This is a genomic window from Halioglobus japonicus (genome assembly GCF_001983995.1).
GTDB lineage: Bacteria > Pseudomonadota > Gammaproteobacteria > Pseudomonadales > Halieaceae > Halioglobus > Halioglobus japonicus.
The window spans coordinates 2,312,912-2,334,335 of the sequence record NZ_CP019450.1; the positions used below are offsets into that span (position 1 = coordinate 2,312,912).

Consider the following 21,424-nt stretch of genomic DNA (forward strand, 5'->3'; position numbering starts at 1 on the left):
AATGCACCCCGTGAGTTTTCTGAGGTACTACATGAACGCATTTCGATCGCTGCTGGTGTTCACCTGGTTGGTGGTGTCACTCATCCCCATGGGCCTGGGGTTGCTGATATGTTCCATTTTCGTCGGTGACCGGCTGCTGTGGCGCTGGTTCGGCGTGCCCTGGCTGAGTGGCGTTATTGGCGCGGCCCGCATTGTCGGTGGAGTCAAGTACCGGGTGCACGGGCAGGAGAACCTGCCTACACCGGATGATATGCAGCGCATTATTCTTTGCCCCAAGCATCAGTCCACCTGGGAGACGTTTTTCTTTCCGGCCTGGATGCCGCGCATGTTGGCCTATGTTTTCAAGCAGGAATTGCTGCGCATTCCCGTGTTTGGCTGGGCCATGGGGCGCCTGAACATGATTCATATTGACCGCAGCAAGCGTTCGGAGGCCTGGACCAAGGTGGCCAGGCAGGGCGAGGTGCTTATGGACCAGGGCAAGTGGATTATCATGTTTCCTGAGGGCACCCGCTCAGAGCGCGGTTCGCAAGGAAAATATAAAACCGGCGCCACTCGCCTGGCCACACTGACAGGCGCGTCGATCATCCCGATCGCTGTGACCTCGGCAAAGTGTTGGCCAAGGGGAACATTCTGGTTTATTCCGGGTACTATAGATGTGTCTATCGGTGCGCCTATTCCATCTGAGGGGCGCGACCAGGACGAGATGATGGTCGAGATAGAAGAGTGGATTGAGTCGGAGATGCGTCGCCTCGATCCTGAAGCCTACCAGTAACCTGTCAGCGAGGTAGCCAGGCCATGGGTGTTTACGACAAGTATATTCTGCCTCGCTTTATCAATTGCGCCTGCAGCACCAAGCCCATGATGAAGCAGCGGGAGAAAGTGGTGCCAAAGGCCGAGGGCGTGGTGCTGGAGATCGGTATCGGCACCGGACTCAATCTGCCGTACTACGATGCCGCCAAGGTCGACAAGGTGATTGGCCTGGACCCGTCGGAGGAATCCTGGAAGCTGGCAGGCGAACGCGCTCGTGGCCTCGATTTTGAGGTGGAGTTTATAGGCCTTCCCGGCGAACAGATTCCGCTTGAAGATAACGCCGTTGATTCGGTTCTGGTGACCTACTCGTTGTGCACGATACCCGATCCGGTAGCGGCCCTGGAGGGCATGGCCCGGGTGCTGCGCCCTGGAGGGTGTATTATTTTCTGCGAGCACGGCAAAGCGCCGGATGCGGGTGTGCAGCGCTGGCAGGAGCGCCTCAATCCTCTGTGGAGTGCAATGGCCGGGGCTGCAACCTCAATCGGGATATTCCCGCCATTGTCGCGCAGGGCGGTTTCAGCATTCAGAACATGGAGAACAGCTATATTCCCGGAACGCCGCGTATTGCCGGCTATAACTACTGGGGCACTGCGACCACCCATTGAAGGCGAGAATTCCACAGGCACTTTTAGCACTGCTGGTCCTCGTACTCCCGGCCTGGAACGCTCAGGCCCAAACACTGGAACTTGAGCTAACCGGCCTGTCTGGTGAGCTCCGGGACAACGCCCGGGCCTGGCTGGGCGATCTGCCGGACTCGGCTCAGAGTCGCACCAACTACATTTTCTCCGCCCGGGAGAATGTCACTAAAAGCCTGCAGGCGCTGGGGTATTACAATGCCACGGTGAGCCTGGACCTCGATCGTAGTGCCAACCCCTGGCGCTTGCATATTGAGGTTGACCCGGGCGAACCCGCGCGTTTGCGCATCGTCGAGGTCAAGGTCAATGGCGCGGCGGCCGAGGATGGAGCGTTTGTTGGCTTGCTCGCCGAGCAGACCTTGCAGCCGGGCGATGTGCTGAACCATGAGACTTACGGTCAATTCAAGTCGCGCATGAGTTCACTCGGTCTGCGGCGCGGTTATTTCGATGCGCGCTTCGCCCGCAGCGAAGTGCAGGTGGAGCCGCTGGGCAACACCGCTGATGTGTATCTTCACTACGAGAGCGGGCCGCGCTACCGTTTTGGCGCCACCCGCTATGACCAGGACTTGTTGCGGGACAGCCTGATTCTGGCGCTGATTGAAGCCGAGGAGGGCGCGCCCTACGACCAGGCCCTGTTGCAGCGGACCCAGGCGAATCTGCAGCGCACCGGCTATTTCTCCACGGTAATCCTGCGGCCGGATCGCGATGCGATGACTGAGGAGGAAATACCGCTAGACCTGGCCCTGTATCCTGCTCGCCGCCACAGTGTCGATCTTGGTATTGGTTTCAGCACCGATACCGAAGAGCGCCTGTCCGTCACCTGGCGCACGCCGCGGTTGAATAGCCGGGGTCACAGCCAGGAGACGCGCCTGATGTATTCGCCGGTGAATCCCAGCGGGCGATTTGCCTACTTTATCCCGCTCTCTCATCCCAACGACGATGTGCTGCAGTTCGGTGCCCGTCTTGAGGACAATGAATTCGGCGACCTGGATAGCAACCAGGAAGAGTTTTATGTGCGCCGTGAAATTAACAGCGATGACTGGGTGTATGCCTACGGCGTGCGGCATTTGACCGAGTCCTGGGAAGCCGAGGGTATTGATCGCGAGAGAGACTATATGTTGCCCGGATTTTCACTCTCGCAACGCAAACGCGCGGGTGATCCCCTCAATCCAAGAAGTGCTTTCAGTCAGTGGTATCGGATCGAGGGCGGTGCAGAAGATGCCGGCTCCGATATTGATCTGGTGCGCCTGGCGGCTAATTTCGGCTATGTCGGCTCGCTCGCAGATCGCCATCGTGTGGTCATGCGTTCGGAAGTTGGGATGGCCTTTTTGTCCGACGGTGACCGGCCTGAGTTGGCGCCTTCGCTGAATTTCTTTGCCGGCGGTTCTCAGAGTATTCGTGGCTACAGCTATCAGTCCATCGGCAATGAAATCACGGTGCAGGATGAACTCGGAGAAGATGTCACCCTGATCGTGGGTGGCGACCGGCTGTTTACCGTTAGCGCGGAATACCAGTATCAGGTGCGAGAGCAATGGCGGGCAGCTTTATTTGTAGACGCTGGCGATGCTTTCGATGAGGGTGAATTTGACGCCAACGTGGGTGTTGGTTTTGGCGTGCACTACATCACGCCAGTCGGTGCCGTGCGGCTGGATCTGGCGAATCCGGTAACAGAGGATGACCCGTCCTGGCGCGTGCATTTCAGTATCGGAGCCGAGTTTTGAGAGCGGTATACGCCACTCTGGCATTACTGGCGGCGATGCTGTTGGTGCTCTGGCTGTTGCTATTCAGTGATGCTGGCACCCGGCGGTTGATTGCCTGGGCCGAGGGCATAGCCCCCGTGCAGTTTGAGTACACCAGCGGAAGCCTGTTCGGCCAGTTGCGCCTGGCACGCGCTGAATTGTCACTGGAAGCCGTCGACATATCGCTGTCGGGTGTCACGCTGTCGCTAGAGCCGGGCTGTTTGTGGGTGAGCGAGGTTTGTTTTGACCTGGCAATGGAACGCGGCAGGGTCGCGTGGCAAGGCGGTGACTGGCAGCATCAGGATGCGCGCCTGTCAGGCACAGCGCGGCGCGATGCTATATCGATTGCGAGGGTGGAGCTGGTACAGGGCGAGCTGACTCTGGACACCGCCGATGAGCCGGGAGAGGAGGCCTTTGTGCCGCCGGAACTGGTATTGCCCCTGGCGCTGGAAATAGACAGCCTGTCGGCGCAGCGCATCGATCTCAATATTAACGCGGCCCGTATATCGCTGACCGATGCGTCTCTCGCCGGGCGTTGGTCGGGGGCTGATGTGTCTCTTGTTCAGCTATCGGTGTCCTCGCCAGAGCTTGGCGGCCTCCGGGCAAGCGGTACCGCTCAGCTGGCAGATGGCTGGCCGCTGTCCCTGGATGGAAACATTGTCTCAGATAGCGCCGCCCTGGAGCCGATCGCGGGGGAGCGAGACATTAGTTTCAATGCCGTGGGTCCGATCGACGACTTACACCTGGCAATGTCCAGCCCTGGCGAGCCGGATGCCAAGGCCACTGCGCAAATCGATCTCACCCAGCCGCAGTTACCCTACGCCGCCCAGTGGACGCTGACCTGGGCAGAACCCATGCCACTGGGTAACCAGGTTGCGGCGCTGGCTGCCACCGATCTCGCCGTGGCCGGGCCTGTGTCAGGCACTGTGCAGGGAGCCGTCCTGGGAGAGCATCGCGCGGACTTTTCCGCCACGCTGCAAGGCGAGGGCTACAGTGGATTGGCGGTCAGTGGCCGATTGCAGTGGTTGGCGCCCGAGCTGCAGATATCGGATGTGTATTTTCGTGACAGCGGTACTGACAGTGAGCTGCTGCTGTCAGGGGTCGCGCACGCTGAAATACCCTGGCGGGTCGAAGGTGAGCTGCACAGCGCAGGGTTTGCTTTGCCGGTATCCCTGGCACCGGGCCGTTTAAATGGGCGCCTGCAATTCACTGCGGCTGGTGATGAGACGGTGTGGTCAGTGCAGGTTGCCGACATGGCGCTGGATGGAGAAGTTGCTGCACTACCTGCCCACCTGGAGGGGGCCGCCGGGGTGTCTTCCGAGGGAGCGCTGTTGCCGGGCTCACTGACAGCCGTTGTCAATGGTGCAGCCCTCGATGCGCAGATAACCAAGGACGAGGTGCGCATCGAGGTCAGCGTCGACGATCTGGCGCGCTGGTTGCCCGAGGGGCGCGGCCAGCTCGCCCTCAGCGCGGAGGGTGGCACAAAGCTGACAGCCTTAAAGATTAACGGTAAAGCCACCGGTCTTGCGTATAACGACCTGAAGATCGGACAAGCGGATTTACGCGGTGAATATGATCTGCCTGGCGCGCACTTTCGTGTCGACCTGAAGGCGGCCGACATCGGCACAGCCGAGCGCAGGTTTGGCGCGCACCTGACGACCGGCGGTAGTGTCGCTGCCCACCAGGCTCGTGTCCGTCTCGATGGCGCCGTGGCGGGAGATTTGCGATTACAGGGGACATTTGTGGAGGGCCAGTGGCGCGGTACTTTGGCGCCAGCTCAGCTGGAGACCGCCGCAGGCCCTTGGCAATTGCGCGATCCTGTGACGCTGGCTTACTCAGCGGCGGAGCAAGAGTTCTCGGCATCCCCGAACTGCTGGTATCACAGCCACTTTGAAGTCTGCGCAGAACAGCTGATTGTCGGTGAGCGCGGCGATGTAGCGCTGGCTATGGCGGGCAATATACGCGCCCTGGAGGCGGCTCTGCCGCCGGGTATGAGATTGCGGGGCAAGTGCAGGGCAGGGCAACGGCCAGGTGGCAGCCGGGCCAGGCACTGCAGGTGGAAGGATTGTTGAGTGGCGAAAACCTGCAGGTGGTGCGGCGCTATGGGATGGGTGAGCAGGTGCGGGCGCATTACGAAAAAATCGCTTTACATGCCAAGCGTCAGGACAGCGGCGAGCTGTTGCTTAGTGGCCTGGTAAGACGCGATGGCCGCGATGTGGTGCTCTTAGAAGGATCACTGCCCTCCGATCAAGCTGACGCCATGCAGCTGGGCGTAAAAGTGGATGCGCTAAATATGACCAGCTTCTCACCCTGGTTCCCGCAGTTGTCCAGCCTGGAGGGCAGGTTGTCCGGTACTGCCGAACTGGCGGGCCCAGTCACGTCGCCGCTGGTCAGTGCCGACCTCTCTCTGGTGGATGGCAGAGTGCTGATGGTGACCAATCCCACGGAGTTATCTGACCTGGCACTGCAGTTGATGCTGCGTGAGGGTGAGGGGGATATCCGTGGTGAGGCTATTCTCGGCGGCGGTGATGTGGAATTTCAGGGGCCGTTGACGGTGCAGCCCGAGCTGACCTTACAGCTTGCTGTCACGGGAGGGCGGCACCAAGTGCTGATGCCGCCGGCGTCAGAGCTGCTGGTATCGGAAACGCTGGAGATTGGCTATGCGCAGCGACAGCTGAGCATTAGCGGTGAAGTTATGGTCCACGAGGGTGTGTTGCGTCACGAACAGCTGCCCGCGGGCAGTGTGGCGATTTCAAATGACGTGGTCATAGTAGACGCTCAGGGCAATGCGTTGCTCAACGAATCGCCGATTGCCGTGGATGCCGATGTCTGGGTGCGGGTCCGCGATCGCTTCCGGGTTGAGGGCGAGGCAGTACAAGCCGTGCTCGGTGGTGATTTGAAACTTGTGCAGACACCCACTACGCCCCTGCAGGTTTTCGGTACCCTGAATCTGCTTGGAGGTGAGTTGCGCGCTTACCAGCAGCGGCTGAGTATTCAACGTGGCACCATCGCTTTTTCCGGCCCGCCAGAAAATCCGGAACTCGATATCGGAGCAGAGCGCGAGATCCGTGTCGATGATGTCACCGTCGGCGCACGCCTTACCGGCACGCTGGATGACGCAGAACTGGAGGTGTATTCCAATCCGGTGATGAGCCAGAGCGAAGCCATGTCCTACCTGGTGCGTGGTCGAGGCCTCGATGCGGGTGCCGGCGCCGATGGCACGGCGCTGGCCCTGGCGGTAGGGGCCGATGTCGTGAATCGCAGCGGGATCGTGAACGAACTTAACCGCATGCCGTTAATCAGCGATGTGGCGTTTGGTACCAGCGGTTCGGAAGATGATACAGCCGCTACGGTCAGCGGCTATATCGGCAATCGAATCTATGTGTCCTATGGGGTGGGTATTTACGAGCCCATTAATGTGTTCACGGCGCGCTTATACCTGCAAAGCCGGCTCTGGCTGGAAGTGGTGAGCCGGCTGGAAAGTTCTGTAGACCTGTATTACTCCTTCGATATCCGCTAGCTGGTCTTGGGCAGGATGTAGAGCTCAACGCGCCGGTTGGCGGCCCGGCCGGCGGTGGTAGAATTATCTGCGATGGGCTGATCAAATGCGCGGCCTTCGACGAGCATGCGATCGCGCGCCACCTGGGTGGTTGCCAGATAATCGGCCACGGATGCAGCGCGGCGCTCAGACAGGGTCTGGTTGTAGGCGCGGCTGCCGGTGTTGTCGGTGTGACCGGAGACGCGGATGGTGGTGTCATGGTATTTGGCCAACACCGTACCGACGGAATTCAGTACCGGGTAGAAGCTGGATTTCAGGTTGTAGGAATCAGTTTCAAAGGTGATGTTACCCGGCATGATCAGGCGGATATTGTCGCCTTCGCGAGCCACCTGAACGCCTGTGCCCTGAAGTTCTGCCCGTAACCTCGACTCCTGAACGTCCATATAAGCGCCGACGCCGGCGCCAATAGCGCCGCAACCAAGGGCAGCATTTCGAGCGTGCTTGCCGGAATCAATGGCGCCGATCAGGCCGCAGCCCAGCGCCGCCGCAGCACCGTAGGTAGCGGCTTTGCTGGCCTGCTGCTCACCGGTGTAGGGATTGGTGGTGCAGGCAGATACCAGCGTCATGCAGGTGACAATGCCGAGAGGTTTGAGGGTTTTCATTACTGGAATCTCCGAGGAACCTACCGTTTTGACCGTGTGGTCGTGTCGGTGTTGCGTTAAGAATTGTTAAAAATAATAGCCGATGGTCGGTGGTTGCAGGGAGTGGTTTTCTGTAACTTTATTGAGGTTTTTCGCAGGGAACTTTTTATGGATCCACTCACGCAGGGGACACTGGGGGCGGCACTGCCCCAGTCGCTGAGTAAATCACATACCGTCGCCGGCGCAGGCTTGCTTGGGTTTCTTGCAGGCATGGCTCCGGATCTCGATGTGCTTATCCGCTCATCTGAGGACCCATTGCTCTTTCTAGAGTACCACCGGCAGTTCACCCACTCGCTGATCTTTATTCCGCTGGGCGGCGCAATCTGCGCGCTGGTTTTACACGGTTTGCTGGGGCGCCGACGCGGGCTCGCGTTCCACCAGACGTGGTTGTTCTGTACGCTGGGTTATGCCACTCACGCCTTGCTGGATGCCTGTACCACGTACGGCACGATGCTGTTGTGGCCGTTCAGCGATGAGCGGTTTGCGTGGAACACCATATCAATTATCGACCCGCTGTTTACGCTGCCAGTACTGCTGTGTGTGTTACTGGCCTGGTGGTTGCGCAAGCCGAGCGTAGCGCGAGTCGGGCTGGTCTGGGCGCTGTGCTACCTGGGCCTTGGCCTGTATCAGCGCGAAGCGGCCGTGGAGATGGGGCGAGAGTTGGCCAGTAGCCGCGGTCATATTGCTGAGGGCCTGGAGGCGAAACCGAGTTTCGCCAATATTCTGCTGTGGAAAACCGTTTATGCACACGATGGGCGCTATTACGTGGATGCGGTGCGGGCCACCTGGCGACCGAAAGTGTTCGCGGGCAATTCGGTGCTTAAATTTGATGCGCAGCGAGATGCGCCCTGGCTGGACCTTGATTCACAGCAGGGGCGGGATATCCAGCGTTTCCGCTGGTTCAGTAATGGCTACATTGCCCTGGATCCACAACACCCGAATCGGGTCATCGATATTCGCTATTCGATGTTGCCCCATGAGATCGACCCGCTGTGGGGTATTGAGCTCGATCAGCAGGCTGGCCGCTGGGAGCACGTGAAGTATGTGGTGTCCCGGGACGGTGGACCTGATCGGGCCACCATCTTCTGGGAGATGCTAGTCAGCCCTTGAGCTGGGCCTTGGCGGCGGGCAGGGCGGCGCCGGTGGTAATCGCCGCACCCTGGCGACCGAGCACCGCTTCTAGCGCTGTCAGACACGCCAGTACATTGCGCTCGCTGCTGGCGTGGCCCATCAGGCCAATGCGCCAGGTCTTGCCTGCCAGAGCGCCGAGGCCGGCGCCGATCTCGAGATTGAAATCCTGCAGCAGTGCGGAGCGCACCTCCGCATCGTCGACGCCATCGGGAATGTTGACGGCATTGAGCTGGGGCAGGCGATGTTCCTCTGCCACAGCCATACTCAGGCCCATTGCCTCCAGGCCGGCTACCAGGGCCTTGTGATTGCGCAGGTGGCGGGCGTGAGCGTTTTCCAGACCTTCCTCCTGCAACATGACCAGAGACTCATGCAGCGCGTAAAGATCGTTCACCGGGGCTGTGTGGTGGTAGGCGCGTTTGGCATTGGGGCCCCAGTAACCCATAACCAGTTGCATATCCAGGAACCAGCTCTGCACTTTATGCTCGCGATTCTGGATGCGCTCGACGGCAGCGGGGCTGAAGGTGACCGGTGAAATACCCGGTATACAGCTCAGGCACTTCTGGGTGCCCGAGTAGACCGCGTCGGCACCCCATTCATCCACTTTGAGTTCGATGCCGCCCAGTGAGGTAACGGTGTCGACAATACTCAGCGCGTTGTTCGCTTTAGCCAGCGCGCACAGCGCGGCGACGTCAGAGCGCGCACCGGTGGATGTCTCTGCGTGGACAAACGCCAGGGTAGAGGCTTCGGGATGCGCGGCAAAGGCGGCCTCTACCTTGGCTACGCTCACGGGTTGGCCCCAGTCATCTTCGACCATGATGGCAGTGGCGCCACAGCGCTCCACGTTTTCCTTCATGCGTCCGCCGAACACGCCGTTCTGGCAGACAATAACGGTATCGCCGGGAGACACCAGGTTGACGAAACAGGCTTCCATACCGGCTGAACCCGGTGCTGAGACCGGAATGGTGAGTCCATTGCTGGTCTGAAATACATATTGCAGCAAGCCCTTGATTTCATCCATTAGCTGGACGAACAGCGGGTCCAGGTGGCCGATGGTGGGGCGGGAGAGGGCGCCCAGTACACGTGGGGATACGTCCGAGGGGCCGGGGCCCATTAGAGTGCGCTGGGGCGGGAAAAAGCTGCTGGTCATGGTGGCTGTCTCTGCAGTATTGCAACGGAGCGCAACCGTATCAGGTTTTAGCGTTCAGCTTAATACCAGCTGGATGAATTATGTCCATTCGCCACGGCAATGAACAAGCCGTGAACAGCTCCCCCAGGTTCTGGTAGCATCAGTGGCCTTGCTTAATAACACCAACAAGAGGTACTGCAATGAACCGCCCTGAAATCGACTATAACTTTGCCGCGGCTGCACTGCGTAGAGCGGACCTGAACCCCGACCGGATTGCGGTGGTCTTTGAAGAGCAAGAGATTACCTACGCTGAATTTGCCGATCGGGTACGCCGTCAGGCGCAACTGCTGCGCGATGCGGGTGTCTGTGTGGGCGACCGCGTAGGCTACCTTGGCTTCAATCATCCGGCCCTGCTGGAAACCCTGTTTGCGACCCAGGCGCTGGGCGCGATATTCGTGCCACTGAACTTCCGGCTGACCGCGGAAGAACTCACGTTCATTATCAACGACGCAGGCGTGCACAGCCTGGTGGTGGATGACGCCCTGCGTCCGGTGGTCGAGCCGGCGCTCGACAAGCTGTGCTGCCGTCGTTATTTCAGCTCCGAAAGCGAGGCGGATGGCTGGCGCCACCTGAGTAGCGAGCGGGCAGCCTGCGAACCCCTCACCAGTACAGTGGCCGTTGATCAGCACGAAACAGGCCTGATCATGTATACCTCCGGAACCACGGGCCTGCCCAAGGGCGCCATGCTCACCCATGGCAACTTCGTGTGGAACAACATCAATGCCTCGATGGCGTTTGGTGCGAGTCGCGACAACATCATTCTCACAGCGGCGCCGCTGTTCCACATTGGCGGTCTGAACGTCATGACGCTGCATTCCTTCCACCTGGGTTCCAAGCTGGTCCTGCTGCGCAACTTCGATCCGGCCGCAGTGCTGGAAAATTTCGAGCGCTACAAGGTCACCCATATGTTCGGTGCGCCGGCCATGTACCTGTTTATGGCCCAGTTGCCGCAGTTTGCCGACACTGACCTCAGCTCCCTGGACGTGCTGGTTTGTGGCGCTGCGCCGGTGCCTGAATCGCTGATTGAAACCTATGGCGCCCGCGGCGTCAGTTTCTGTCAGGGGTATGGTTTGACGGAGACTGCGCCTTTCTCAGCGCTGCTGACACCCGAGCACGCCGTGAGCAAACTTGGTTCGGCGGGGCAGGTGCCCTTGTATAGCGGCACCCGCATTGTGGATGCCGATAACCAGCCGCTGCCCGCGGGTGAAAAAGGAGAGATCTGTCTGCGTGGTCCGAATATTATGAAGGGCTATTGGAATCGCCCGGAGGCGACAGCGTCTGCCATCGACAGCGAGGGTTGGTTCCACTCAGGTGATATCGGATACCTCGATGATGAGGGCTTCCTGTATATCTGCGACCGACTCAAGGATATGGTGATCTCGGGTGGTGAGAATGTGTACCCGGCAGAAGTCGAAGGCGTGCTGTACAAGCACGAGGCCATTGCCGAGGTTGCGGTCATCGGTACCCCGGATGAAAAATGGGGCGAGGCGGTGACGGCGGTGGTTGCGCTGCACGAGGGAGCGTCCCTTACGCTGGAAGGGCTGCGCGAATTCGCTGATCCGTTCCTGGCGCGTTACAAGTTGCCGCTGCGTATGGAAGTGGTCGAAGCACTGCCGCGTAACCCGGCGGGCAAAGTGCTGAAGTTCGTCCTCAAAGAGCAGATTGTCGGCGAGTGAAACTGAGGAGGGCTTAGTCGTCCTGCTGCTCCACGTGGGCCTGGGCCGCGGCAATACGCGCGATAGGCACCCGGAAGGGGCTGCAGGAGACGTAATCCAGGCCCAGGTTGTGGCAGAAGCGAATGGAGCGAGGGTCACCGCCATGCTCGCCGCAAATACCGTACTTAATGCCTTTCTTGGCTTTGCGGCTTTCAGACACCGCCATTTCCATTAAGCGACCCACCGCTCGCTGGTCTAGGGTGACGAAGGGATCGTCTTCTACCAGTTTCTTCTCGATGTAGCTGGGAATGAACTTGCCCACGTCATCCCGGGAGAAACCGTAGGTCATCTGGGTCAGGTCATTGGTGCCGAAGCTCATGAATTCGACTTCCGGCGCCAGGCGATCAGCACCCAGTGTGGCGCGCGGCGTTTCCATCATGGTGCCGACTTTGTAGGGCACAGACACCAGACGCTCGCGCAGCACTTTCTGAACGCCTTTGTCGATGATCTCGGTAATCATGCGAATCTCACGAACATTCACCACCAGTGGGATCATGATCTCGGGCATGGCCTTATAGCCCGCTTCGACTGCGTCGGCGGCCGCGCTCATGATGGCCTGCACCTGCATTTCAGTGATTTCCGGGTACATGATCGAGAGGCGGCAGCCGCGGAAGCCCAGCATGGGGTTTACTTCCGACAGGCTCTCGGTAATTTCGCGAACCTTCTCCACCGGCTTGTCGACAGCCTTGGCCAGGGCCTGCATGTCGTCTTCGCCGTGGGGCAGGAACTCGTGCAGTGGAGGATCGAGCAGACGAATAGTGACCGGCAGGCCATCCATCACCTTGAAAAGTTCGAACATGTCGTCGCGTTGGAACTTGCGCAGTTCCTTGAGGTATTTTTTACGCTCTTTTTTGGTCTCCGACAGAATCATGGCGCGCATTTTCTCGATGCGCTCCGCCTCGAAGAACATGTGCTCGGTGCGGCACAGGCCAATGCCTTCGGCCCCGAGTTCAATCGCCTTGGCAGCATCTTCGGGCGTTTCCGCGTTGGCGCGCACCTTCAGGCGGCGGTGTTTGTCCGCCCAGGACAGCAGTGTCTGGAAGTCATCTGACGAAGAGGCCTCGGCCTTGGGAATGTCACCGAGCATCACCTCACCGGAGGTGCCATCCAGGGTAATGGTGTCGCCCCGTTTCATTTCCACGCCGTCTTCGGTAGTGGCGATTCCATCGGCGTAGTTAATACTCAGGCTGCCGCAACCGGTGATCGCGCAAACGCCCATGCCCCGGGCCACAACCGCGGCGTGCGATGTCATGCCGCCCAATTCGGTGAGAATGCCGGCAGCGACTTTCATGCCGTGAATATCCTCTGGGGTGGTTTCGCGTCGCACCAGAATGACAGGACGGCCCGCCTTGGCGACCTCCTCAGCTTCCTCTGCGGAGAACACGATCTCACCCGTGGCGCCACCAGGGCTCGCCGGCAGGCCCGTGGCCACAATGTCTTTCTTGGCGCGTGGATCCACCGTGGGATGGAGGAAGGCTTCCACATGTTCCGGCGAGACACGCATGAGCGCCTCGCCTTCGGTGATCAGGTTTTCGCCGACCATCTCCACGGCAATCTTCACTGCAGCGCGTCCTGTGCGTTTACCGCTGCGGGTCTGGAGCATGTAGAAGCGACCCTGCTGGATGGTAAATTCCATGTCCTGCATGTCGCGATAGTGCTTTTCGAGCAGTTCCTGGGTGCGATACAGTTCGTCGTAGACTTCAGGCATGCGCTCTTTGAGTGCCTCGACGGGCAGGGGGGTGCGAATACCTGCGACCACGTCTTCACCGGCGGCGTTAAACAGAATCTCGCCGAAGAACTGTCGCTCGCCGGTAGATGGGTTGCGGGTAAATGCAACGCCGGAACCTGAATCTTCGCCAAAGTTGCCAAACACCATGGCCTGTACATTGACTGCGGTGCCCAGTGTGTCGGCAATATTGTTCATCTCCCGATAGAAAATCGCGCGGGGAGTATGCCAGGACTGGAACACGGCCTCGACCGCCATTTTCAATTGCGTGAATGGGTCTTCGGGGAAGTCGACGATGGTCTTGTAGATGGCAATGATGGCCTGCCAGTCCTCGGCAGTCATGTCGACGTCGAGTTCCTTGCCGTTGGCCTGTTTGTACTGCTCGATCTCGTGCTCAAACTTTTCGCCGGGTACGCCCATCACCACATCGGCAAACATGGAGATAAAGCGACGATAAGAATCATAGGCAAAACGAGCATTGCCGGTTTTCTCGGCCAGTCCAGCCGCAATCTCGTCGTTCAGGCCCAGATTGAGAATGGTGTTCATCATGCCCGGCATCGACACGGGGGCACCGGAGCGCACGGAGAACAACAACGGATTACTTGGGTCGCCGAAACGCGCGCCCATCTTCTTTTCGACCATATCCAGGGCAACCCGGTATTCCTGTTCGAGCAGGCCTGGCAATTTGTTGCCGGCGTGGAAATACTCGCGGCAGGTGTCGGTGGTGATGATGAACCCGAAGGGCACGGGCAGTCCCATGGAGGTCATTTCACACAGGTTGGCGCCCTTGCCGCCCAGGAGTTCCCGATCGTCCTTGTTACCTTCGTTGAAAAGATAGACTCGTTTGGCCATGAAGTGTCTCGCGGTGTGTCAATTTGTGGGGTTGCGGTGGCCGCACAGTATACGTCACTTCAGTGCCGTGGAAAGTCCGGATCGGGTGGCAAATTACCCCCGTTTCAGCAATAGCTCGGCCATGGCTTCGATTTCCACAAGCTCTGCCGTGGCGGGCACCAGGAAGACCTCCTCGCAGCCGGCTGCCTCGGCATTGTCCAGTGCCTCACGCACCCCGTCGGCCGAAGAGCGCGAGACTGATTCTGCCATCATGGCGGCGATTTCCGGGCCGGCGATATCCAGGTATTCGTAGACATAGTCGTAAAGCTTTTGCTGGCCATTGTCTGCGAGCGTGTACCAGAAACCACCCATACGGTAGGGTTTTTCGTTGCGTTCAGCCCGTTCCCAGGCAGCGTCTGCCAGGGCGAAAGCATTTGCCAACTCTTCGGTTTCTCCGTTGCCTGACCAGGCGTACAAGCCATCGGCCCATTGTGCGCAGCGTTCAATACTCTTCGGGCCGATCGCGCCGGCGAGCAATGCCGGGCCTTCCGGGCGCTGACCTTGGGGGCCGATGGGTCCACAGCCGGGAATGATCTCGGCCCCGCTCCAGACGTTGCGCATGGTCGCCACCTGTCCGTCCATGCGCCCATACCGGCCTTTGAAAGTGGCGCCTAGCGCCTGGTAATCCTGTTCGCGGCCTCCGTAGCCCAGTGCCACGCGATTCATTCTGCCGCCGGACAACATATCCAGCGTGGCAATTTCCCGGGCCACTTCGACCGCGCTGTGCATGGGAAGGACGTACAGTGTAGGGGTAATCTCGACGTTTTCAGTACAGGCGGCGGCCGCGGCCAGCAGTGCGCCCATGTCGCAGGTGGGTCCGTGGATCCGCTCGCCACAGGACACGCTGTGGAAGGGGCCTGAGTCGACCGTGCGAAACCAGGCCAGCAAATCATCACGGTTGATTCCCGCTTTCATGTAGGGAAGACAGATGCCGATTTTCACAGCGCTATTACTCCTGAATTGTTATTAGGTTATGGTAGCCGGATGAAAAGTGATGGATCTTTTTACGCCCAGTTACCCCAGGTCGCCGACGAGACAAAGCGGCTCGCAACGATAGGTCACAACAGAGTGTATACGCTAGAAAGCAGCTGTAATCCTTTCATGCGGTTCGCATTTGCTTCAGAGCGTGCTCGGGGTATGGATATTCCAACCGGTATCGCCGTGCTGACAACCTCATCCGGGAGGGGTGCGCCAGCTTGATGTCTGCTCGTTATCGCTCCCCGACCCTGCTGATATGCTTTCTGCTGGCGGCCTGTGCCTCAACGCCCGAGCAGAAAACAGCAGCGTCTGCCACGCCTACCAGCACCGCTGCGGTTGATTTCAGCGGTGCCTGGGAGGTCGACTACGGCAAGAGCGAAACCGTGCGCGACCAATATGATCAGGCTATCCGTGAACTCAAACGTGAGGCTGAGCGCCGTCAGCGCAATATGCAGCAGGGCCCTGGTACGCTCTCTACCGGCAATGTCGGCACAGCGAGTAGTCAGGGACTGTATACCCAGGCGCGTATGGCGGAATTGATTACCGATGTGCAGCTACTGGAAATTACTCAGGATGAATTTCACATCGATATCGAGCGCGAGGGCAGTTTTGCGCTGTACTGTGAATTCCACGAAGGCAATGTGTACCGCGATGAAAATGCATTTGGTCGCGAGTCCTGCGGATGGAGTGGCCATCAGCTGGTGTTCGCCATTTCGCTGCCTGACAATTTATCCATCTTTCATCGTATGACACTCGCCCCGGACGGTGAGCGCCTCAATATCGCCACCACTGTGCGCACACCGGGCTCAACCTATCCCTTTACGATCGACCGGGTTTACCGGCGCTACGACCCCACTCGCACGGGGATCCGCTGTCGTCAGACTTTGACCAAGGGCAGGGTGTGCACCACGGAGGCACCGCAATTGTGAGTGCGCGCGCTTTAACGACACTGCTGTTTCTCGGCATTTTCAGCGGGCTGTTCGCTGTCCAGGGCTATGCCCAGGAAGCGCCCGAGCCAGTGGGAAAGGTCAGCCTGCAACGTGATCAGGCCATGGTCGAAGCGAATCGGCTGGACATTGCGGTCGTTGTGTTCGATGACGGCGTGCCGGAGGCGGTGGCTGAACAAAACGCCCGCGGCATTTTGCCCAAAGTGCGCGCCGTTGAATCCACGTTCTTACCGGTCAACCTCCGCCAGGCCCTGCAAGCCAGTGACGCCTGGGGTGTGATTCGCGTCACGCCCGAGGAGAGCCTGCTCGCGCACGTGCAGGTCAAGGTGCGCATTGAGCAGGCCACAGGCCTTGAATTACGCCTGGCTGTTACCGTCACGGATGCCACCGGGCGGGTGTGGCTGGACCGCACTTATCTGGACTACTCGGCGGAGGCGGACTATCCCGTCCCCGAGGAAGTGGATCCAATCCTCGACGGTGATCCATTTGCCGACATCTATGGGGCAATCGCCAATGACATGCTGGCGGCGCGACAGGCACTGGGAGCGCGCGGTCCGCGCCAGATTCAGCAAGTGGCGTTCCTGCGCTATGCGGCAGCGCTGGCACCGGATGCCTTTGGCGACTACATCGCGGAGCAGGAAGGACACTACAAGATTCAGCGCCTGCCCGCCGAAGGCGATGACATGGTGGCTCGGGTAGAGCGCATCCGCAGCCAGGAGTATTTGTTTGTCGATCACGTCGATGAGCAGTATGTCGATCTGCAGCGCGAGATGGCACCTGCCTACAATCTCTGGCGCCAGTACGACCGTGAACAGGCCTTGTATCGCCTTGAGTATGAACAGCGCGCTGCTGAGCGCGACAAGCAGGGGCGTTACGGTAGCTTTTCGGCGCTCCAGCAGGTGTACAACCAGTACAAGGTGTCGAAGATTCAGCAGCAGGATATTCGCCAGCTGGCGCGGGGATTCGACAACGAAACCGCCCCCACGGTTCTCGAATCCAGCGGTCAGGTGTATCGCCTGACCGGCACCCTGGAGCAGCAGTACAGCGACTGGCGGCGTATACTCGGCCAGATATTTGCCCTTGAAACAGGCCTGCCTTCTCCCGCTGAGTAAGCTATCCTAGCAACATGGCAAAAGACGATACCCATGAATCAGACGGTCTGATCGACTCGCTGCGGCGCCTGACTGGCCAGGTGGCCGGTGGCACCTTTGAATTGGCGCGCAACACCGCGACGATGACCGCCATGTTCGGCGAGACCTGGCTGCGCAATACCGTGCTCAATCAGTTTGAGCCCGAGCGCCTGGAAGCGATGGCTGACGCGGGACGATTTTTGCGTGACGCCCGCGAGACAGCCGGCCTTTCAATCAAGGAACTGGCCGAATCTCTGGGCGTGTCTGACAAAAAGGTGCTGGAGGAGGTAGAGCAGGGCAAGGCCATTATGCCCCTGGAACTGATGTTGCGCAGCGCGTCACTGCTGGCCCGCCACGACCCGATTCCGTTTCTTATCAAGTTCATGCGCACCTACAACCCGGCGCTGGAGAAAACCCTGGAACAGTGGGGTGTGTTGGCCCTTCCCAAGCACTATGAGCGCGAACGGCGTTTTACCAATCTGTATCGCCAGCACGATCATTTGCGCAGTTTCAGTGACGAAGAGTTTGAGCGCTACATCGAGTACATGGAAAGTTCGTCCAATCTTGTGCTCGAGGTGATGACCCGTGAGAAAGCGGCAAATACGCCCCGGCGTAAGACTCGCCGCAGCAGCGCATCGACAACCAAAAAGGCACCTGCTAAGAAAGCCGCCAAGTCGGACACCGCAAAATCGCCTGCACCCAAGCGCAAGCGCGCCGCCCGAAAACCCAAGAAGGACTGAACATGACCAGTGAATGGTTTGCCACCTGCCCCAAAGGGCTGGAGGGCTTGCTTGCTGCAGAATTACAAACCCTCGGAGCAGAGAGCAGCCGCGAGACCGTCGCCGGCGTGTATTTTTTAGGGCCGCAGGCAATGGGTTACCGGGCCTGCCTCTGGTCGCGCCTGGCCAATAAGGTGTTGCGCCCGCTGGCCAGTTTCGAGGTCAAAGACGGCGATCAACTCTATACGCAGTTGAAGGGTTTCGATTGGTCGCGCGTGCTCAGTGCCCGCAATAGCATTGCCATCGATTTTTCGGGGACCAATCGCAGTATTCGCAACACCCAGTTTGGCGCTCAGCGCTGTAAGGATGCGGTGGTCGACTGGTTCAAGGAAAACGGTGGCCATCGCCCCGCGGTTGACCGCCGCAGTCCTGACGTTCGCCTCAATGTGCGGCTGGGTCGCGGCAAAGTGGCGCTGGCTATCGATTACTCCGGAGCTAGCCTGCATCAACGCGGCTACCGGCAGCAGCAGGGTGCAGCACCGCTTAAGGAAAACCTGGCAGCTGCGATCTTGTTGCGAGCCGACTGGCCCGGTGCCGCCGCCCGCGGCGGAGCGTTAATCGATCCCATGTGTGGCTCTGCCACGCTGTTGCTGGAAGGCGCGATGATGGCCGCGGATATAGCGCCCGGCCTGGGCCGCAAGCGTTTTGGCTTTGAGAAACTGCCGGAGCACAATGACACGCAGTGGCGCGCGATTCTCGCTGATGCGCGGGGTAGGGCCGAGCGGGGTAGGGCAGCGCAATTGCCCGAGATCCGCGGCTACGATGCCGACCCCAAGGTCATTCGTCGCGCCCAGGAAAATATTGCCCAGTTAGGCATGGAGAAAGTTGTCCGGGTTGCGGTGAAACCGCTGGCCGAGCAGAAGAAGCCCACCCATAAGCCACTGCCTTATGGGCTGTTGGTCTGCAACCCGCCCTACGGTGAGCGGCTGGGTGAAAAACGCAGTCTTGTGCACTTGTACAGTCAGCTTGGTCAACTCATGAGCCGTGAGTTCGCGGGCTGGGATGCAGCGGTGTTCACGTCTGATCTCGAGCTCGGACGAGCCATTGGGCTGCGCTCCCACAAGCGCTACGCACTTTATAACGGTGCCCTCGAAGCGCACTTGCTGCTGTTTCAGTTAACCGACAATCACTACCGTGAAGTGGCCGCTACCGCGCGCGAGCCTGCTGCTCAGGAAACATCGGCGCAACCGCTGGAACTCACCGAGGGTGCGACCATGTTTGCGAACCGCATTCGCAAGAATCAGCGGCGTTTAAAGAGCTGGCTCAAGCGTGAGCAGGTGCAGTGTTATCGCCTCTATGACGCGGACATGCCGGAGTATGCGGTAGCGGTGGATATTTACGGCGACCACGCCCACGTCGCCGAGTATCAGGCCCCGAAAGGAATTGACCCACAGGCTGCGAGCCAGCGGCTGGACGAAGTGAAACTTGCATTGCCAGAGGCGCTGGGCCTGCCCGCCGAGCGGATCGTGTTCAAGCAGCGCCAGCGTCAACGGGGTTTGTCCCAATACGAAAAACAGGATGCGGCAGGCGAGTTCCTCACGGTCACAGAGGGGCAGGCCCGTCTCCTCGTCAATCTGCGCGATTACCTCGACACCGGGGTGTTTCTGGATCATCGTCCACTGCGATTGCGCATTGGCCGGGAAGCCCGCAGCAAGCACTTCCTGAACCTGTTCTGCTATACCGGCACAGCGTCGGTTCACGCTGCCCTTGGCGGTGCGCACAGTACGACCAGTGTCGACATGTCAAAGACCTACCTTGGATGGCTTAAGCGCAACCTCGCCAGTAACGGCCTCGGAGACGCCACTAATCGCGTGGAGCAGGGCGACTGCCAGGCCTGGCTTGCCCGGTGCCAGCGTCAATATGACTTGATTCTGCTCGACCCGCCTTCGTTCTCGAACTCCAAGCGTATGGAAGGTACATTTGACGTGCAGCGCGATCAGGTAGCGTTGGTGGAAGCGGCTATGCGTGTGCTGGCCCCGGGGGGCACGCTGTATTTTTCCAATAACCGACGCGGTTTCAAGCTCGACCCGGACCTTGAGGCCAGCTATCAATGCGAGGATATCTCTGCCAAGACGCTCGATCCTGACTTTCAGCGCAACCCCAAGATCCATCGTTGCTGGCAGATTCAGCACGCCTGAAGCGCGTAAAAGCGTCGCGCGAGAGACAACGTTGCTCGCCGAGTTGGCGAGCGCGTTTTATGAAACCAATGAGAAAATATGGCCTCTCATGTAAGGGGTTACTTACGCTTGGCGCTGAACAATATCCACACAACGCGTGTAGGGTCTATATTTGTAGCGTTTCGTGACAACAGTGCGAAAAAAACACTATAAAAAAACGCTAAGTGATTGATTCTTGAAAATATTGTCTAATTCGACGTTTTGATCCCGACGCCGCCCAGCGAGGCTGGACGGAGTCACCGGGCGTCAGGAAACCGTACTATCCCCAAAGTTATCCACAGGGTGACCGATGGGTAACTAGGTAGGTTCGGCCAGTTGCAGGAGTTGCTTGCCCTGATTCTGGCCCGCGTACAGGCGTTGCAGGGTGGCAGGGATGGCGTCAAAGCCTGCCTGAAGGTCTTCCTGCCAGGCCATCTGGCCACTCATGACCCAATCGGCGAGGTCTGCCATCGCGGTGGGGGCGTGCTCCAGGTAGTCGATTACGATAAAGCCCTGCATCTTGATGCGCTGCATGATCAGGCGATTGATATTGCGCGGCCCGGGCCGGGCTTCACTGTCGTTGTAACTGGCAATGGCGCCACAAAGCACGATTCTGCCGTGCATGGCCATGTGGGCGATGGCCGTTTCCAGCATGTCGCCGCCGACATTGTCGAAGAACAGGTTAATACCTTCCGGGAACAATTCTGCCAGGCGCTCATCGAGGTTCTCACTCTTGTAGTCGATAGCGGCATCCAGTTTGCATTCATCCAGCAGCCACTGGCACTTGTCGCGCCCGCCAGCAATGCCAACCACTTTGCATCCCTTGATGCGGGCGACCTGGGCGGCGACTGAACCGGTTGCACCCGCGGCGCCAGACACGAGTACGGTGTCACCTTCTTTCAGCTCGCCGACATTCAACATGCCAAAGTAACCGGTGAGACTGGTGACGCCAAACACACTGAGGGCGAGATTGGGCGGCGTGCCGGGAGGCAGCACATTAAACGGAAAGGGGGAGGTCGGCGAGGCGATGCAGTACTCCTGCCAGCCCACCAGACCTTGCACCAGAGTGCCCACAGGAAGGTCAGGATTCTCTGATGACACCACCTGGCCGACGCCGGTAGCGCGCATGACGTCACCGAGTTCCACGGCGGGCATATAGCTGTCTTCAGCTTCCATCCAAACCCGTTGCGATGCATCAAAACCCAACACCAGTGTTTTTACCAATGCTTCACCGGCGGAGAGATCGGGGGTGGGGATGGGGGTTTCAGTGCGTTCGAAGTTTTCTTCTGTCACCATGCCAGTGGGGCGAGAGCGCAACAACCACTGGCGATTCATATCAGACATTCAGTTTTCCTTGTTGTTATTTGCATTAGCGAAAAGCGCAAGTATTAGAGCATAAAA

General features: G+C 59.2%; 16 protein-coding genes. 11 read left to right on the top strand and 5 right to left on the bottom strand.

The features are described 5' to 3' along the window. Nucleotides 1–31 precede the first annotated feature (31 nt). Genes BST95_RS10925 through BST95_RS10945 form a run of 5 tightly spaced genes read left to right on the top strand, consistent with a single transcriptional unit; the run spans nucleotide 32 to nucleotide 6,704 of the window. The gene (locus BST95_RS10925; RefSeq protein ID WP_084199445.1) at nucleotides 32–772 is read left to right on the top strand and encodes a lysophospholipid acyltransferase family protein; all 741 of its coding nucleotides are present in this window, start codon (nucleotides 32–34) and stop codon (nucleotides 770–772) included. Between the two features lie 23 nt (nucleotides 773–795). Further along, nucleotides 796–1,500 (top strand): class I SAM-dependent methyltransferase, encoded by a 705-nt coding sequence (locus tag BST95_RS10930; protein ID WP_338073384.1) that lies wholly within the window; start codon nucleotides 796–798, stop codon nucleotides 1,498–1,500. Then, on the top strand, nucleotides 1,412–3,166 hold the full coding sequence (locus BST95_RS10935; protein ID WP_084199447.1) for an autotransporter assembly complex protein TamA: 1,755 nt from the start codon (nucleotides 1,412–1,414) through the stop codon (nucleotides 3,164–3,166). Before BST95_RS10930 ends, BST95_RS10935 begins: the two co-directional genes overlap by 89 nt. Beyond that, on the top strand, nucleotides 3,163–5,256 hold the full coding sequence (locus tag BST95_RS10940; RefSeq protein ID WP_084199449.1) for a translocation/assembly module TamB domain-containing protein: 2,094 nt from the start codon (nucleotides 3,163–3,165) through the stop codon (nucleotides 5,254–5,256). Before BST95_RS10935 ends, BST95_RS10940 begins: the two co-directional genes overlap by 4 nt. Continuing rightward, a complete protein-coding gene (locus BST95_RS10945; RefSeq protein WP_157114479.1) occupies nucleotides 5,241–6,704 on the top strand; it encodes a translocation/assembly module TamB domain-containing protein in 1,464 nt (487 codons plus the stop codon). The genes BST95_RS10940 and BST95_RS10945 overlap by 16 nt, the downstream gene beginning before the upstream one ends. Here BST95_RS10945 and BST95_RS21145 read toward each other — a convergent pair. Then, nucleotides 6,701–7,345 carry a YiaD family glycine zipper/OmpA-like lipoprotein gene (locus tag BST95_RS21145; RefSeq protein ID WP_084199453.1) on the bottom strand — a complete coding sequence of 215 codons (645 nt, stop codon included), beginning with the start codon at nucleotides 7,343–7,345 and terminating at the stop codon, nucleotides 6,701–6,703. The genes BST95_RS10945 and BST95_RS21145 overlap by 4 nt on opposite strands. Nucleotides 7,346–7,492: 147 nt before the next feature. Here BST95_RS21145 and BST95_RS10955 point away from each other — a divergent pair, with 147 nt between their 5' ends. After that, nucleotides 7,493–8,494, top strand: coding sequence for a metal-dependent hydrolase (locus BST95_RS10955; protein WP_084199455.1), 1,002 nt, complete (start codon nucleotides 7,493–7,495; stop codon nucleotides 8,492–8,494). On the opposite strand, the gene BST95_RS10960 is transcribed toward BST95_RS10955, so the two are convergent. Continuing rightward, nucleotides 8,484–9,662, bottom strand: coding sequence for a pyridoxal-phosphate-dependent aminotransferase family protein (locus tag BST95_RS10960; protein ID WP_084199457.1), 1,179 nt, complete (start codon nucleotides 9,660–9,662; stop codon nucleotides 8,484–8,486). The two genes, BST95_RS10955 and BST95_RS10960, sit on opposite strands and share 11 nt — an antisense overlap. A gap of 179 nt (nucleotides 9,663–9,841) precedes the next feature. Here BST95_RS10960 and BST95_RS10965 point away from each other — a divergent pair, with 179 nt between their 5' ends. Next, a complete protein-coding gene (locus BST95_RS10965; RefSeq protein ID WP_084199459.1) occupies nucleotides 9,842–11,377 on the top strand; it encodes an acyl-CoA synthetase in 1,536 nt (511 codons plus the stop codon). A gap of 13 nt (nucleotides 11,378–11,390) precedes the next feature. Here BST95_RS10965 and ppdK read toward each other — a convergent pair whose 3' ends face one another. Both ppdK and BST95_RS10975 read right to left on the bottom strand, forming a co-directional pair. Continuing rightward, entirely contained in the window at nucleotides 11,391–13,994 is a 2,604-nt protein-coding gene (gene ppdK, locus BST95_RS10970) for a pyruvate, phosphate dikinase (RefSeq protein ID WP_084199461.1), read from the bottom strand. A 93-nt stretch (nucleotides 13,995–14,087) separates the two neighbouring features. Continuing rightward, a complete protein-coding gene (locus BST95_RS10975; protein ID WP_229801635.1) occupies nucleotides 14,088–14,975 on the bottom strand; it encodes an LLM class flavin-dependent oxidoreductase in 888 nt (295 codons plus the stop codon). 257 nt (nucleotides 14,976–15,232) lie between these two features. Here BST95_RS10975 and BST95_RS10980 point away from each other — a divergent pair, with 257 nt between their 5' ends. From BST95_RS10980 to rlmKL, 4 genes are read left to right on the top strand one after another with little or no spacing between them, the layout of a single operon-like run. After that, nucleotides 15,233–15,940 carry a hypothetical protein gene (locus BST95_RS10980; RefSeq protein ID WP_084199463.1) on the top strand — a complete coding sequence of 236 codons (708 nt, stop codon included), beginning with the start codon at nucleotides 15,233–15,235 and terminating at the stop codon, nucleotides 15,938–15,940. Next, on the top strand, nucleotides 15,937–17,070 hold the full coding sequence (locus tag BST95_RS10985; RefSeq protein WP_084199465.1) for a hypothetical protein: 1,134 nt from the start codon (nucleotides 15,937–15,939) through the stop codon (nucleotides 17,068–17,070). The genes BST95_RS10980 and BST95_RS10985 overlap by 4 nt, the downstream gene beginning before the upstream one ends. A gap of 14 nt (nucleotides 17,071–17,084) precedes the next feature. After that, a complete protein-coding gene (locus BST95_RS10990; RefSeq protein WP_066049465.1) occupies nucleotides 17,085–17,828 on the top strand; it encodes a helix-turn-helix domain-containing protein in 744 nt (247 codons plus the stop codon). Between the two features lie 2 nt (nucleotides 17,829–17,830). Further along, nucleotides 17,831–20,005 carry a bifunctional 23S rRNA (guanine(2069)-N(7))-methyltransferase RlmK/23S rRNA (guanine(2445)-N(2))-methyltransferase RlmL gene (rlmKL, locus tag BST95_RS10995; RefSeq protein WP_084199467.1) on the top strand — a complete coding sequence of 725 codons (2,175 nt, stop codon included), beginning with the start codon at nucleotides 17,831–17,833 and terminating at the stop codon, nucleotides 20,003–20,005. Nucleotides 20,006–20,341: 336 nt separating this feature from the next. On the opposite strand, the gene BST95_RS11000 is transcribed toward rlmKL, so the two are convergent. Then, on the bottom strand, nucleotides 20,342–21,367 hold the full coding sequence (locus tag BST95_RS11000) for an NADP-dependent oxidoreductase (protein WP_084199469.1): 1,026 nt from the start codon (nucleotides 21,365–21,367) through the stop codon (nucleotides 20,342–20,344). Nucleotides 21,368–21,424: the final 57 nt, after the last annotated feature.